16 protein-coding genes and 1 pseudogene are annotated in these 14,443 nt (G+C 37.8%); 5 read left to right on the top strand and 12 right to left on the bottom strand.

Features of this window, described 5'->3' with window-relative positions; all coding sequences use genetic code 11:
• The first annotated feature begins 273 nt into the window (after window positions 1–273).
• The 3 genes from ACLFMM_RS06090 (at window position 274) to ACLFMM_RS06080 (ending at window position 2,503) form a co-directional block, all read left to right on the top strand.
• Window positions 274–675, top strand: coding sequence for a DUF1699 family protein (locus tag ACLFMM_RS06090; protein ID WP_410807828.1), 402 nt, complete (start codon window positions 274–276; stop codon window positions 673–675).
• A 175-nt stretch (window positions 676–850) separates the two neighbouring features.
• The gene (locus ACLFMM_RS06085; protein WP_410807827.1) at window positions 851–1,981 is read left to right on the top strand and encodes a DUF2117 family protein; all 1,131 of its coding nucleotides are present in this window, start codon (window positions 851–853) and stop codon (window positions 1,979–1,981) included.
• A gap of 141 nt (window positions 1,982–2,122) precedes the next feature.
• Window positions 2,123–2,503: a transcriptional regulator protein gene (locus tag ACLFMM_RS06080; protein WP_410807826.1), complete on the top strand. Its 381-nt coding sequence runs from the start codon at window positions 2,123–2,125 to the stop codon at window positions 2,501–2,503.
• Between the two features lie 24 nt (window positions 2,504–2,527).
• On the opposite strand, the gene ACLFMM_RS06075 is transcribed toward ACLFMM_RS06080, so the two are convergent.
• The 5 genes from ACLFMM_RS06075 to ACLFMM_RS06055 form a co-directional block, all read right to left on the bottom strand.
• A complete protein-coding gene (locus ACLFMM_RS06075) occupies window positions 2,528–2,776 on the bottom strand; it encodes a hypothetical protein (protein ID WP_410807825.1) in 249 nt (82 codons plus the stop codon).
• Window positions 2,736–2,909: a hypothetical protein gene (locus ACLFMM_RS06070; RefSeq protein ID WP_410807824.1), complete on the bottom strand. Its 174-nt coding sequence runs from the start codon at window positions 2,907–2,909 to the stop codon at window positions 2,736–2,738. The genes ACLFMM_RS06075 and ACLFMM_RS06070 overlap by 41 nt, the downstream gene beginning before the upstream one ends.
• 193 nt (window positions 2,910–3,102) lie before the next feature.
• Window positions 3,103–3,825 (bottom strand): UPF0280 family protein, encoded by a 723-nt coding sequence (locus ACLFMM_RS06065; protein ID WP_410807823.1) that lies wholly within the window; start codon window positions 3,823–3,825, stop codon window positions 3,103–3,105.
• Between the two features lies 1 nt (window position 3,826).
• Window positions 3,827–4,222 (bottom strand): 4Fe-4S dicluster domain-containing protein, encoded by a 396-nt coding sequence (locus ACLFMM_RS06060; protein WP_410807822.1) that lies wholly within the window; start codon window positions 4,220–4,222, stop codon window positions 3,827–3,829.
• 14 nt (window positions 4,223–4,236) lie between these two features.
• The gene (locus ACLFMM_RS06055; protein ID WP_410807821.1) at window positions 4,237–5,736 is read right to left on the bottom strand and encodes a homocysteine biosynthesis protein; all 1,500 of its coding nucleotides are present in this window, start codon (window positions 5,734–5,736) and stop codon (window positions 4,237–4,239) included.
• Window positions 5,737–5,952: 216 nt separating this feature from the next.
• On the opposite strand from ACLFMM_RS06055, the pseudogene ACLFMM_RS06050 reads away from it, so the two are divergent.
• Window positions 5,953–6,450 (top strand): annotated as a pseudogene (locus ACLFMM_RS06050) (IS200/IS605 family accessory protein TnpB-related protein); the annotation flags it as partial.
• 88 nt (window positions 6,451–6,538) lie between these two features.
• On the opposite strand, the gene ACLFMM_RS06045 reads toward ACLFMM_RS06050, so the two are convergent.
• Window positions 6,539–7,165: a hypothetical protein gene (locus tag ACLFMM_RS06045; RefSeq protein WP_410807820.1), complete on the bottom strand. Its 627-nt coding sequence runs from the start codon at window positions 7,163–7,165 to the stop codon at window positions 6,539–6,541.
• 142 nt (window positions 7,166–7,307) lie between these two features.
• On the opposite strand from ACLFMM_RS06045, the gene ACLFMM_RS06040 reads away from it, so the two are divergent.
• Window positions 7,308–7,727 (top strand): adenylyltransferase/cytidyltransferase family protein, encoded by a 420-nt coding sequence (locus ACLFMM_RS06040; RefSeq protein ID WP_410807819.1) that lies wholly within the window; start codon window positions 7,308–7,310, stop codon window positions 7,725–7,727.
• Here the strand turns inward: ACLFMM_RS06040 and ACLFMM_RS06035 are convergent, their stop codons facing one another.
• From ACLFMM_RS06035 to ACLFMM_RS06010, 6 genes are all read right to left on the bottom strand, one after another.
• Entirely contained in the window at window positions 7,728–8,870 is a 1,143-nt protein-coding gene (locus ACLFMM_RS06035; RefSeq protein WP_410807817.1) for a pyridoxal phosphate-dependent aminotransferase, read from the bottom strand. It lies immediately after the preceding gene.
• 42 nt (window positions 8,871–8,912) lie between these two features.
• Window positions 8,913–9,317, bottom strand: a complete 405-nt coding sequence (gene ribH, locus ACLFMM_RS06030) for a 6,7-dimethyl-8-ribityllumazine synthase (protein WP_410807815.1) — start codon at window positions 9,315–9,317, stop codon at window positions 8,913–8,915.
• A 20-nt stretch (window positions 9,318–9,337) separates the two neighbouring features.
• Window positions 9,338–9,805, bottom strand: coding sequence for a riboflavin synthase (gene ribC / locus ACLFMM_RS06025; protein ID WP_410807814.1), 468 nt, complete (start codon window positions 9,803–9,805; stop codon window positions 9,338–9,340).
• Window positions 9,806–9,818: 13 nt separating this feature from the next.
• A complete protein-coding gene (locus ACLFMM_RS06020; protein WP_410807813.1) occupies window positions 9,819–10,970 on the bottom strand; it encodes a pyridoxal-phosphate-dependent aminotransferase family protein in 1,152 nt (383 codons plus the stop codon).
• Between the two features lie 96 nt (window positions 10,971–11,066).
• Window positions 11,067–11,624 carry a CBS domain-containing protein gene (locus ACLFMM_RS06015; protein ID WP_410807812.1) on the bottom strand — a complete coding sequence of 186 codons (558 nt, stop codon included), beginning with the start codon at window positions 11,622–11,624 and terminating at the stop codon, window positions 11,067–11,069.
• Window positions 11,625–11,723: 99 nt separating this feature from the next.
• On the bottom strand, window positions 11,724–14,000 hold the full coding sequence (locus ACLFMM_RS06010) for a CDC48 family AAA ATPase (protein ID WP_410807811.1): 2,277 nt from the start codon (window positions 13,998–14,000) through the stop codon (window positions 11,724–11,726).
• Window positions 14,001–14,443: the final 443 nt, after the last annotated feature.

Genomic DNA, 14,443 nt, shown 5'->3' with positions numbered 1-14,443 from the left:
GAACCTTTGTATATTGCATATTGGAGATACAATAACTCGAAAATAAATATGCAACCGAATTAAACGAGAAAGATGATACTTTCTCACCTAAGTTTACATCATTTTATGTAAATTTAGGAGTGCGGCTGCAACAGTATTCGGAATCTGATTACTTAATTTCACTGCGTTAACAAGGGAATAATTTTTTTATAGAATAAAACCTTAAACTACTATTACTAAAACCACTGTGTTTTTAAAATAGGACACAGTCAAAACCACTAGTAAGGGATATCTATGAAAATTCGAGTAGTAAGTTCAAAGAATGAAATAGGAAATCTGGATGAAAATGAGGAAATAGTTCATCTGGCTTTTAGACCCTCCAATACCGATATTTTTACGATTGTATCAAAATGCCCACATCTTAAAGCACTCCATTTGCCGAGTTCTTACAGGAAAACATTGTCTGAATCTGCCAAAATGTTCCTTGACATGCAGGGTGTAGACCTGCTTGAAGGAGATGTCTGGGGTCACAGGAAAGATACAAATGAATATTCCGAAGTTTCCAGAAATGTTTACAATAAAATTGATGATTTAAAAAACAAAGGCTTGTCAGAAGGGGAAATTGTGAAAAAGATGGAAATGGAGACGAATTTAAGTTCCGATTTTCTAGAATTTTTGATCGAGCAAAAAATTTGATTACTTAATTTTTATTTTTAACACCTATTTTTAGTGTAATTATATTAATTTATCATTTGTTTTTATCTATATTACTCCTGATTTAATTTTTCGTTGTTATACTTGTGCTTACAGTCCATCGATGGTTATATAATTGAATATTATATGTATATATTATTCCTGAATGACATAAAAAATGGTTTCAATGGAAAAAATAGGTTTAGTAATTCATGGTCCCGAAGTCATAGACTCAGGTTGGGCAAAGTTGATAATCGATAGATTATCAGAAAGAGGGTGCAGACCAATCGCTCAGATTGGAGGTTCAATGGGGAAAACTGCTGTTATTGATGCAGGTCTTGAAAACATAATCGATATAACCGGATGTCTGAAACCAAGTGAAAGCATGAAGCACCTTATCGAAATTGAAAACTGTGATGTAGTATGTCTGCTGAATCACTGTAAATCTGTAGAAAACGGTCATATTTTCGGGAGCATGGTGATTTCCGGCCTGAATAAATCCGATTTACCGATTGTACAAATAGAAAGTCCAGGACCTGACGGTGAAATTATTGCTTGGACATCCAATTCTTTTAATTATGCGAAATATCTATCAAAACTGCTGAATTTAAAAATGTCCACACCGACTGACAGTTCATTTCAGATTGTGAAAAACGGGTCAACTGTAAAACGTAAAGTTTCTGGAGTCCTGCCGGGTGAAAATATATTTGTGAACGGTATAGTGATAGGCAAAGCTGAATCAAAAGATGTAGCAATTGTTGCAGAAAATGGGTATATAACATCAATCGATGGAGGGGCTATAAAAGAGCATGGGCTTGAAAAACTCCATCTTTATGATAAAAGGGCTCCAGTTGACATAGAAAACGCCTGGATAAAAACAGGTGTGTTGAGGCATAAAAGCAGTCGTATATCTCCAATTTGCAACAGGTCAACAGATAATCGTAGTAACAGAGTAGCTGTAATAGACCATAATGCAGAAAACTGTTTTAAAATTATTTCTGATGTATGCATGGCAGTTACAATAGGTGATGACACAACAGCAATTGCAGGAGATATTCTCTATAGATTTGCAATTCCTGTTATAGGGATAGTCGATGGAGACCTTGATGAATTAAACTATGAAACATCCATTTATCCTGGAACATGTATATTGAAATTAAAACCTGGTTATGACGATATATTAGGTAAACGTGTAGTGGAAAAAATTTTTGCGGGAAATGATATAATTAGTTTTGATAGAGAAGATTTATTCACAAAAATGGTAATATCCATAGGTGGAGAATTAATCGAGTCTGTTATTCAATATTAATATTCTGCTTTTTTTAAACAGATAATTATCTAAAACTTTAAATATAATAATGATTAATCTAAAATATGTAATAAAGGGGGTTTATTTAAAACTCTTAAATGAACAAACTTGTTAAACTATACAAAGGGGGTTTATTTGTATATGAAAGATTTTGAAGTAAATATTTTAGACGAAAACGACTATAAATTTATAGACACACTGAAAAGTCTTGGAATGTCACGCAATGTTGCAACTGCACTTACATATCTGTCCAATGTCAAACGGGCATCTTCGCAGGAAATAGAAATGTGTACAGGTCTGAGACAACCCGAGGTAAGTGTTGCCATGCGAACAATGCGTGATAACAACTGGATAAATATCTATAATAAAAAGACAGCAGGTAAGGGGAGACCAACCAAAATTTATGAACTGAATACTCCTCTTGAAGGTGTTATTAAACAATATGAACAAAAAATATTAAAAAAGAATCAGGAAGCATTGTCAGCAACCAATAAGTTGAAAAGTATGTGTTCGAAGATGTAATTTATCTTCTTTTTGGTATGCTGATCATCCGCCTGATGTTATTTTTAAAACTTGAATGTTACCGGATTCGACCACTCCATCAAGTGGAGTGGCTTGTCCGTTTTTTAAAACAATAACTGACTCTTCATTTATGTCAAGTGTTTTAAGTAAATCTTCATAAGTCGCACCATTTTCAATATTTACAGGGTATTCTGAATCATCTTCGGGAACGATTTTAACATTAACTGTAATATCATTTTTCCTGTTCATATTCGTATTCATACTCGTACTCATCCAGTGGCTCACCAACCTCTTCCTCTTCACCTTTTTCAAAGGTTTCAAGGTTTTTGTTAATCAGTTTTTCTTCCAACTCTTCCTCTTTTTTTGACCCTTTGCGTTCATAGTGCCTTTTGTAGTATTTTGACATTATAAGCCACCTCAACTATTATTTTGTTTGTGATAGTTATTAATCTTTTGTAATCCGGACAGGAAATTAAATCAAAAATTTAGATTTCAGATTGATAAAACAAAAAATAAAAAAAATAGTGCAGGATATGGACCTGTTAACAAAAACATTTTTAAACCCCTTGTTATCGGCATTAAATGAATATAGATAGATATCAGCCTTTTGTAATATAATCATAGTCTACACTGGCACGCACTATTTCTGGTATCTCACCCCAGACACCCATATTTTCTCCCTGAATCACCACGGCACCCTTTATATTGGGTATATATTTGATCACATCAAATGACTTTTCAACGAACTCTCTTCCTGTACCATCAACAGCGTTACCAAGTGCAGTGGCAGCAGAATCTGCAAGCGATACATCATCTGAAAACACAATAGCTGCATCAGCCATACCAAAACTAATGGATGGACCAATAGTACCGGATGAAGTACAGATACCAGTTATCGTTTTCCTTGTGTTGATTTTGAAAGCAAGATTTTCAAAAGCGGATGTTCCTGCATATATACCCACATTTACCGGTCTATCATTGATATGTGCAATATCCCCCCCATTGTCTACAATCGCATAGGTCTCACCTGCTTCAACCATGGCTTCAACAGCAAGGGATGCAATGGTTCCGGCAACTGCACTCATGGGCCCAATTCCCACTGTATTACCAGCCCTGATAAGCCTTTGAACGATTTCAGGAGTATTTTCAGTGTATTCATAGGGTTCAAGGGTTGTATTGAAATAAGGGTCATACTGGATGTAGCGCTCAAGTCTGGAACGGTGGAGTTTAATTGCATCCTTGGCGATTTCAATACTTGAGGAGTTATCCGCTACAATAGTTACAATTGTCTCTTTCAACTGAAACTTTTCTCTGTATGACATTTTATTCCATAAAGTTCTGGATACTCAAAGCACCATGAGGACAGGTTTTTATACATGTACCGCACTGGATACAGTTCTCGGATTCCATATTCACGCTCCAGTCTTCTCCAATTTTGAAGACTTTCATGGGGCAGATGGATACACAGGCACCGCAATTCACGCATTCATCATCATCCCTGTTTACAGGCATGTCGAGTTGTACAACTTTTGCACCTTTGGATATCAATGACTCGCTGAATTTTTCAAAATCATTTTTTGGGACATCGGCTATGATTTCTCCGTGGATTGAATCAAAATGTGCCTGAGATATGTTCAGCAGTGTTCCAGTTTCAAGAATGGATTCTGCAATAATAGGTTTGTCGATTCTGTCGGTTGATACACTGATTTTGATTATCATATAACATCCCTTATTTACTCACTTGCAAGTAATTTGCTTATATCATTGCTTGTAATGATACCCACAACATGGTTTTCATCATCTACTACTGGTAAAGCGGATACTTCTTTTTGATCGATACGATGTGCAGCAATATCTATAGGTTCATTAGTTGTAGCCGTAATCGCTTCTTTTGTCATGAAATCTTTGACAATATTGAATTTATCTTCTGCAACTGCCTTTGATATATCCCAAGCAGTAACAATACCAACAAGTTTCGAATCTTCTGATACCACAGGTAAATGGTCGAAAGTACTTTCCATGATTTTCTTCGCAGCTTCATGGAAAGAATTATCCTGCTGGATTGTAACAACATCTGTTGCCATAATCTCTCCAACTAGTGGTTTTTTCTTTGTCTGTTTCATTGGCTTGAAAATACCCTTATTGGGGAGTCTGTAAACGGGGTCGTTAACAAAAAACTCACCATTTTTAATCCAGTCTTTACATTCTTCAGCAATCTGTCTTGCAGTTTTAAAGCTGGATAATGGTGATGTTGTGACTTCTCTGCCGTTTAATTCCACTGACCCGGATTTTAATTCTGCATAGGTAACTTCTCTTAACTTGGGACGGTCTCTGCTCTGTATACCATAATCCAGTATATTTGTAACAATGTCTTCATCACTGACAGCTGTATATTCTGCCATCCTTTCATTTAATATCGGTATAGGTATTCCAATTCCCATATACAGCGAAGTACCGTAACCGTAAAAGCTTGCACCACGTATATAATCGGGATTCATATCTTTAAGATTACCCTGCACCATAAGGGTGCCAAAATTTACTTCTGGATTGTGCTGGGAACCTTCTCCTACAACATATCCCTGAGCACCGCCTATAAATATTCGTGTGCCTGTACCGATGGTTTCATAATTCGGGTCATTGGATAAGGGCGAAAGGACACCTGAACCTGAATAGGTAATGTTACCATGGTTTGGAAGAAGTGTACTCATATATGTATGTAGTGTACGGCCTGTACTGTTGGTTGCGACATTGTATTTCTGGAACCCGTTACGGGGGTTAACCATGGTTGTCTGGTTTAAATCATTGATATTGAGGGTGGTATCAAGTACCTTCAAAGGATAGCAATCAGTACCATAGGATTTTGCATGTACATCAATGGTTTTTCCACGAACCAGGTCTTCAATGACATGAGCCCCTCCATATTCCATACCAGCAGTTTCTGATAGTTGGGTGGCACCAATATATGCGTCAACTGCAGCTAATCCTGCATATGCTTCAACATCATTCAACCAGATTTTCTGGAATTTAATAGGGGGTTCTGCATGACCAAAATTCAGGAATGCTCCGGATGAACACATAGCTCCAAAAGTACCGGTAGTGACAACATCCACTTCCTTTGCAGCATTTTCTGTACCAAGTTCTGAAACTATATCCACCATTTCTTCAGCAGTAACAACATTAACGCTACCATCATTGATTTTACTGTTAATTTCTTCAATTGATTTTTCAACCATGAAGCTACCTCTGTGTTAATATGATAATTTAAAATCTGTATGTTATAATAATTCGATAAGATTAATTATATAGAATTACTTATAAAAACAAAGTCAAACCAATTAAAACTTGTGTATTTTAAGTAAGTCAAATATATAATTCATCATGTTTTATAATTATGTTTTATAAAGATGAAGAAAACCACGATGTCTTTACAGCCTGTCTGACAATTCGATAATGTTGATAATGGAATCAAAATGGATAGATTCTCTAATAAAAGGTTCTGGAAGATAAATGATTACATGAACCAGTGTGTTAATCACATCGTTAAACACTGTCTGGAAAATAGAATCGGTAATATCATAACCGGAGAACTGAAAGAAATCAAACAGAAGCAGAATATCGGCAAAGAAAACACCCAGAACTTCCAGACGATACCGTTTGCTAGATTTAAACAGAAATTAGCCTCTAAGTGCGAATACCACGGTATAAAGTATCACGAAGTAGATGAAGCTTATACCAGCAAGGTTGATGTACTGGCATTGGAACCAATCAGAAAACACAAGAGATATCTTGGTAGAAGATTTAAGAGAGTTATCTTCCAGTCGTCAACAGGTAGACTGATCAATGCCGATTTCAACGGTGCATTGAACATCTTGAGAAAGGTAATCGGTGAATCCCTTTCAGGGATAACCGATAGTGGGGATGTGAACTCCCCGGATAGAACTTTGTAAATTGAAAATTTATAAATATCTTTAAATCTTTGATTTAAAGAGTAAGGCTTTCATGGTAAACTTCTTCCGAAGCCGCTGAGTCTTTAGCTCAGCGGTAGTTCACCCAGAGCCATCCAACTACAGGTGGTACCCAGCAAAGATTTGCAGCAATGGTTTCAAGAGCAGTATACGTTTGTGTAGTGGGGCTGAACCCTATAATACGTGCTGACAGAAGACCCACCGGAACAATAATTATAACCAACAGGCTTGACAGCATTACAGGGTGATGAATGTATTTATGAGCACCTTTTGACCAGGAGTTCTCCGACTTCTTCAGATAATACAGTCCTGAAATATTGGCTCCTATCTGGTCGCTGAGTGCATAAAAATAGGGTATATAAAAACCTTCTATACCATATATATTTACACCTGCAAGATGACTTGATAGGTCAATGACCCAGGGAACTGCCATCCCTGAGAGTTTTCCCCATCCGTAGGCTTCCGACATGGACCCCATAGCCCCTTTTAACCTTTGTTTTATCGAATAAATTCCTTCGAAAATGCTCTCACCTTCGCCGGATAAAGTGCGAACTGCCCATTGACCTATAGGACTTTGCTGGTAACCGTAATGATCCATTAAACTTCCAAGTATAAGTCCTGTAATGTATCCGGGTATAGTGTATTTAACCAATTCTTTGAATTCATTTTCAAAATCCTTTTTCGATCCGTTATCCATGATAAATTAGATTTTTAATCGAATGTGTAATATTTTTTGGTGTTCTTTTTCGTTAATCCATAAAATTATTAATACTTGGATGCTTTTTATTATCATAAACGCAGAAGACCCCCTCCCCTGCTACACAGTAAAGGTGATTTTTTTGACAAGGGTATTAGCAACTGGTACATTTGACCTTCTTCATCCGGGACATCTGCTTTATCTGACTGAAGCCCGTAAACTGGGTGATGAACTGTATGTGATTGTTGCAAGGGAATCGATGATACAACATAAACCAAAACCTGTTATCCCTGAAGACCAGCGTGTTACCATGGTGGATTCACTGGAAATGGTGGATAAGGCAATACCTGGTAGTAAAATCGATATATATGAGCCAATAACGGACATTAAACCGGATATAATTGCAATTGGGCATGACCAGAAATTCAATACAGAGGAAATCGAGAAAAAACTGAGAGAACTGGGAATTAATGCGAAAGTAGTTCGCATTAATAAATCAAGCAATTGCCCATTGTGCAGTAGCGGTAAAATTATTGATAAAATCCTTGACCGTTATAGTTAATCATTCAAGTACTGATTTTATGCGCTCAAGACCTTCCAGAATTCTGTCCTGTGATGTTGCATAGGATATTCTTATAAAGTTTTTACCACTTGGTCCGAACGCTGAACCCGGTGTTACTGCAACATGAGCATCTTTTAATAACTTTTCAGCTACTTCATCACCGGTTCCGTATTCACTGACATCAGCAAATGCATAGAATGCACCTTGTGGTAGGTTGCTTTTAAACCCTATGGAATTCAGTCCATCAACCAGCATATCTCTTCTTGCTCTGAATTCATCCACCATTTCACTAACAGGTTCCTGAGGTCCATTCAGGGCAGCATATCCACCATGCTGTACAAAGGTAGTTGCACTGCTTACTGAATGTGATTGAATTTTGAGTAATCCTTTGTATATATCAGGATTTGCACAGACAAATCCCAGTCTCCAGCCTGTCATGGCATAAGCTTTTGAAAATCCGTTAACCGTTATGGTGCGCTCATTCATACCATCCAACGAGCCGATACTGACATGTTCCTTATCATAGATGATTTTTTCATAGATTTCATCAGAGAGTACAAAAAGGTCGTGGTCGATTGCAAGGTCTGCGATATTGTTTAGAACATTTCTTTCATACACACTTCCTGTAGGATTGCATGGACTGTTTACAACAATCATTTTGGTTTTCTCAGTTATATACTCTGAAATATCATAAGGTGTAAAATCATTTTCAGAATCAGTTGGAGCCCATACAGGATTAGCTCCCGCCATCTTAATACATGGTTCATAGGAAACCCATGCAGGGTCAAACAGGATAGCTTCATCATCCTGGTCAAGAACGGACATCATAATTTCAAATATAGCCTGCTTTGCACCTGGTGTAATTAAAACGTTGGAATCATCAACATCCAGTTTGTTTTCATTTTGCAGTTTTTCAGCAACAGCAGATTTTAATTGAGGAATGCCTGCAGACGGTGCATAATGGGTTTCTCCATTATACATGGCGTTTGCGGCAGCATCACATATATATCTGGGTGTATCAAAATCAGGTTCACCCAGACTAAAACTTATAACATCGATGTTCTTTTTTCGCAACTGATTTGCAAGATTTGCTATTCTAATCGTTTCGGATTCTTTTACACGTTCGACCCTTGAAGATGCCATCAAAACCTCTAAAACGCAGTCTTATATTTAACTTTAATTATTTCATAGACGCTGTACAAGTTTTACCGCAGCTTCTACAGCCCTTTTGGCATAATCGATTCTCTCATGTGCTTCCATGCGGGTCATACCAGGGCCTGCAATACCGAGAGTTACCGGTTTATTGTATTCCAGTGACAGATCGGTTATCTTTCTTGATGCATGCTGTACAACAATTTCATCATGCTCGGTGGAACCTTCAATAACAGCACCGATTGTAACTACAGCATCGATATCGTCCTGTTCACAGAATTTTTTAATTGCAAGGGGCATATCGTAAACCCCGGGTACAAGGATTTTATCTTTAACTTCTGCACCCAGAAATTCGGCGTGTTCTTTCCCCAGCAGTTCCATCTGGTAGGTAAGATCTCTGTTGAATTCAGCAATAACAAATCCCAGATTGATACTCATATATAATCTCCATTTTTATCTTATTTCATACGAAGGGGTCCGACATCCTCAAATCCCTGTCGTTGCCCTGTGCCTGCTTCTTTTATAAGTTCTTTGGGTTTAAATAACAATTTGATAACGTTTAATGCATGTTCACGTGCACGTTTTTCCATGAGTCGAGCCAGCTCTTTTTCACTCGCGGCTTCATTCTCGTGAACAAATACTTCTATTATATGTTTATTTGTCATGAGTTGTGCCTGAATCAGGCCCAGAGATGCCTGGTTGGCACACACTTTATCATTTTCAGCAGAACCAGGCATACCAAGAGCTATAACGATGTCGCATCCTTGATCTTCCAGAAGCTTTTTTGATGCGACAGGGAGGTCTTTGATACCGGGCACAGTAGTTCTTATGGTTTTTGCTGACGCATTTTTTTTCAGTTCGTCAAGAACTACACTACCCATATCAAAACGTGCAAAGGTTGTATCTACAATTCCTATAGTTGCCATGTTATCTCATTAATTATAATGTGTCCAGGACATCATTGGCGGCATCGATACCTGCACCGATTTCTGACAATATACCGCGTTTGTGGAGTACGGTTTCAATTTCCTGTATTGTAATCAGGATATCTCTTGGTGTCAGATTGCCCATATTCCCGATTCTAAATATTTTATCCTTTAATCGAGCCTGTCCGCCGACAATAACAATTCCTTTCTCAAGCATATCCTTTTTAACATCTTCTCCACTAACACTTTCCGGTGCTTTCATGGCGGAAACAGTATTTGAATAATGGGTATTACCGTCCAGTGTGGGGAACATTTCCAGTCCCATTGCATCCATGGCTTCACGGATCGCTCTGGAATATGTCCTGTGACGGTTGATCCTTGAGTCCATACCTTCTTCATCTATAATATGGAGTGCTTCCTGTAACCCATAAAACAATGGTATAGCGGGTGTGTAAGGGGTCTGAGTTTTATCCTTGTCAAGGCTTTCCTTGTACGCTTCAAGGTCAAGATAATATGGTTTATTATCTACATTTTCCATCGATTCATATGCCTTTTCGCTTACAGAAACCATGGAAATTCCTGGAGGAGCTCCTATACATTTCTGAGATCCAGCTATTGCAATGTCGACACCCCAATCATCAACCTTGACCTCATCTCCTCCGATGGATGTGATACCATCCATGATAAACAATGCATCATATTTTTTGGCGAGTTTGCCGACTTCCTTCGCCGGATTCAGTATGCCTGCAGAGGTTTCATTGTGGACCATTGCAACAGATTTTGCTCCCTCTGCAAGATATTTTTCCACTTTGTCCAGATCTACAGGTTCTCCCCATTCAGATTCCACAGGTAATGCTTTTCCATATCTACCTGCGATTAATTTGAATCTCTCACCGAATTTACCGTTTTCAATTGTAATTATCTTGTCATCATTATTGGTTGTACATCCGACAGCAGCTTCCATTCCTGCACTGCCGGAACCACTTATAACAGAAATATCATTTTGTGTATTGAAAATATCTTTTAAAATGCCACAGCAGTCATCGCAGATTTTTGCGAATTCATCACCCCTGTGGTTTATCATTGGTTTTGACATAGACCTTAATATTCTTGGTGCAACTGGTACAGGACCAGGCATCATTATTAACTTGTCTTCAAGATTCATATAATACTCCTTTTTAAATTTCTGTTATGTATTGGCTCTATAATGGATATATCTGATATATAATTTTAGCCAAATTTGTTGGCAGGGATAAAAAAATTAACCATGTAATAACTTCATCAAATCATGTTTTGTTATTATACCTGTAAAACTTCCTGCATCCATTACCAGAACAGCCGGATATTGTTCAAGTATGTTAAAAACAACATTGATAAGGGTTTCAGGAGATACTACAGGATATGAGATTCCCATAATATCGCGGATTTTCATATCAGCTATACTATTCATTTTGTAATCAGTTATCACTTTTAAAATCAAATCATCTGAAATACTTCCAACAGATGATCCGTTTTCAAAAACAGGAATCTGTGAATATCCATGTTTTTCCATGATTCTGATGGCATCGTTTATTGTTTTATCAGGTGAGATATACACAACATTATGATGCATTATATTTTTAACCAGCAAGTTTTTGTTTTCTGCTTCCTGGAAGGCATCATGGATTTTTTTGACCGTGGACAGCCGCGGGTCAACATCTTCTGCTTCTATACGTGCAATCAACGGCTGGCTCACACCTGCCAGTTTCGCTAATTCATTCTGGGTAAATCCAAGCTCATTTCTTTTTCTTTTGAGGTTTTCAGCTGTGGGAAATGTCATATAAATTACTGTTAGTAATATTAATATTTAAGTAATTGGTTTTGTTTTTCACTGTTTATTAAAAAAGTAAAAAAGTTCTATATAATGGTGTATAACCATTCATACATAGACATTTTCAATTTCTTCTGCTTTTTTGGTTCTGAGTTTACCTTTTAAATGCTCATAATATTTTATGACCTCAGGTGTAACAGATGGTCCTATATCCTCGATGGCTTTCAAGAAATGTTTTTGTTTAACCTCATCTGCCATTATGTTTTCTCTTAAAGCGAACCTTCCTGCCTTTTTACAGATTGCTGCAATATCTGCTCCTGTGTATTCTTCAGTTTGTGCAACCAGTTCCTCGGTGCTGACATCTTCTGCCAGTTCCATATCTTTGGTGTGCACTTCAAATATTTTCTGGCGTGCGCCTTTATCAGGTACAGGCACAGTTATAAGTTCATCGAACCTACCCGGTCGAAGGAGTGCAGGGTCTACAATGTCCGGACGGTTGGTGGCACCTATAACCACAACTCCTCTTAATTCTTCAAGTCCGTCCAGTTCTGAAAGGAGTTGATTAACGACGCGTTCAGTAACTTGTGGTTCACCAACTGCAGATCCTCTTACAGGTGCGATGGCATCCAGTTCATCAAGGAAGATGACAGCAGGTGCTACCTGTCTTGCCCGCGAAAAAACTTCTGCTATACGTTTTTCAGATTCACCGTACCATTTGGATAGTAAATCACTACCCTTAGCAGCGATAAAATTCGCACCGGATTCATTGGCTACAGCTTTGGCAAGCATGGTTTTTCCAGTACCAGGCGGTCCATAAAGCATAACTCCCTTGGGCGCCTCTACACCTATTCGTCTGAAGGATTCTGCATTTTTAAGTGGCCATTCTACAGCTTCCTTAAGTAACTCTTTAACCTCTCCAAGTCCACCAACATCTTCCCATGTAACATTCGGGATTTCAATCATAATCTCACGCATGGCAGAAGGGCGTACATCTTTTAGAGCATTGTCAAAATCCACCTTTGTAACCTGTATCTGTTCAAGTACTTCTTTTGGAATAACAGATTCATCTAAATCAATTTCAGGTAGTATTCTTTTAAGTACACCCATTGCGGCTTCACGGCAGAGAGATGATATATCAGCACCAACAAATCCATATGTTATTTCTGCCAGCTCCTCAAGGTCGACGTCTACTCCAAGCGGCATCCCTCTTGTGTGTATTTGAAGGATTTCCAGTCTACCTTCAGTGTCAGGGACGCGAAGCTCGATTTCTCTGTCAAATCTGCCGGGTCTTCTCAGAGCTATATCAAGGGCATCTACCCTGTTGGTGGCTCCTATCACAATCACATTTTTGCGTTCTTTTAATCCGTCCATCAATGACAAGAACTGAGCAACGACTCTACGCTCAACTTCTCCGGTTACTTCTGCTCTTTTTGGAGCGATGGAGTCCAGTTCATCGAGAAATATTATAGCTGGAGTATTTTTCTCAGCTTCATCGAATACTTCACGTATACGCTGTTCTGATTCCCCATAGAATTTGGACATGATTTCTGGACCGTTGATGGATATGAAATAGGCATCCGATTCGTTGGCAACGGCTCTTGCAAGCAGTGTTTTACCAGTGCCAGGTGGCCCATGTAATAATACACCTTTTGGAGCTTCAATTCCCAGGCTGTCAAACAGTTCAGGGTGCTTCAGAGGAAGTTCAATCATTTCTCTGATTTTTACAATGGCTGGTTTAATACCACCCAGGTCTTCATACATAACGCTTGGTATATCCTTTTCTGGAAGAATTTCCACTGATTCTGGAAGTAATTCGATTTCAGTAGATTCAGTAATTTTGACAATTCCGGGAGGTGATGTAGAAACAATCTGGATTTTAACTTCTCCAAGACGGAAAGATGAAGAAAAAACGTCCTGGAAAAAATCTTCATACATCATACCTTTGTCAAGTGAATTTTTTGGTTTACGCACGTTTGAGGTTGATATAAAATCTCCTTTTGAAATAGTACGGTTTTTAAAAATTGAGCGTAAGATTTCGGCAGGTGCCTGAATCCTGACACCTTTTGAAACAGGTGCCAATGTTACATGTTTTGCTTCTTTCCATTCAGCTTTTTTTACAATCACATGGTCGCTTATGCTGGTTTTAGAGTTTGTACGTATAAGTCCGTCCATTCGGACTATATCCAGTCCGCTGTCTGCTGGAAATTCACGTCTAACTATTGCAGAAGTAGTACGTCTCCCTTTAATTTCTACTATATCATATTCTTTAACGCCTATTTTTTCTCTGGTAGCTTTATCGATGCGAACTACACCTTTTCCCACATCGTTTTGGTTAGCTTCAGCAACTTTAAGTTTGATAGATTTTACATTAATGTTTTTATCCATCGGATTAAGCCTCCCCCTCAAATATACGGTTTAAACATTAAAAAGAATGCAAACAACCTGCTTATCTAACGGAGTTTACTATATTAGTTATTTGTTCATTATTTTTTAAACCTTTGGTCTCAGCAATTATTTTTAGTTCTCAGTAAAACCATATAGATATCTGTAATATGCAGCATGTGGTCAAAAAAAGTATTTTGGAAAATTATGATTAATCGTTAGTGTCAAAAAGGATAACTTATGATTTCAGGATAAGTATAATTACCAGAATAAACGTAATATTGTGTTTTCTACACATATTACCTATGGTCAGAGACCTAAAAAAATCAGTTATGCAATATTTGGTTAAGTTTTGTAAAGGAATAACCAGTGGAGGTACCACTGGCTTTACAGATTAGAAGACCAGACCGAGGTCTTCCAGTTTCTTTCTGGCACCTTCGTATACT

The organism is Methanohalobium sp. (assembly GCF_046546175.1).
In the GTDB taxonomy this organism is placed as follows: Archaea; Halobacteriota; Methanosarcinia; order Methanosarcinales; family Methanosarcinaceae; genus Methanohalobium.
This window is presented reverse-complemented; position numbering and strand designations above follow the sequence as displayed.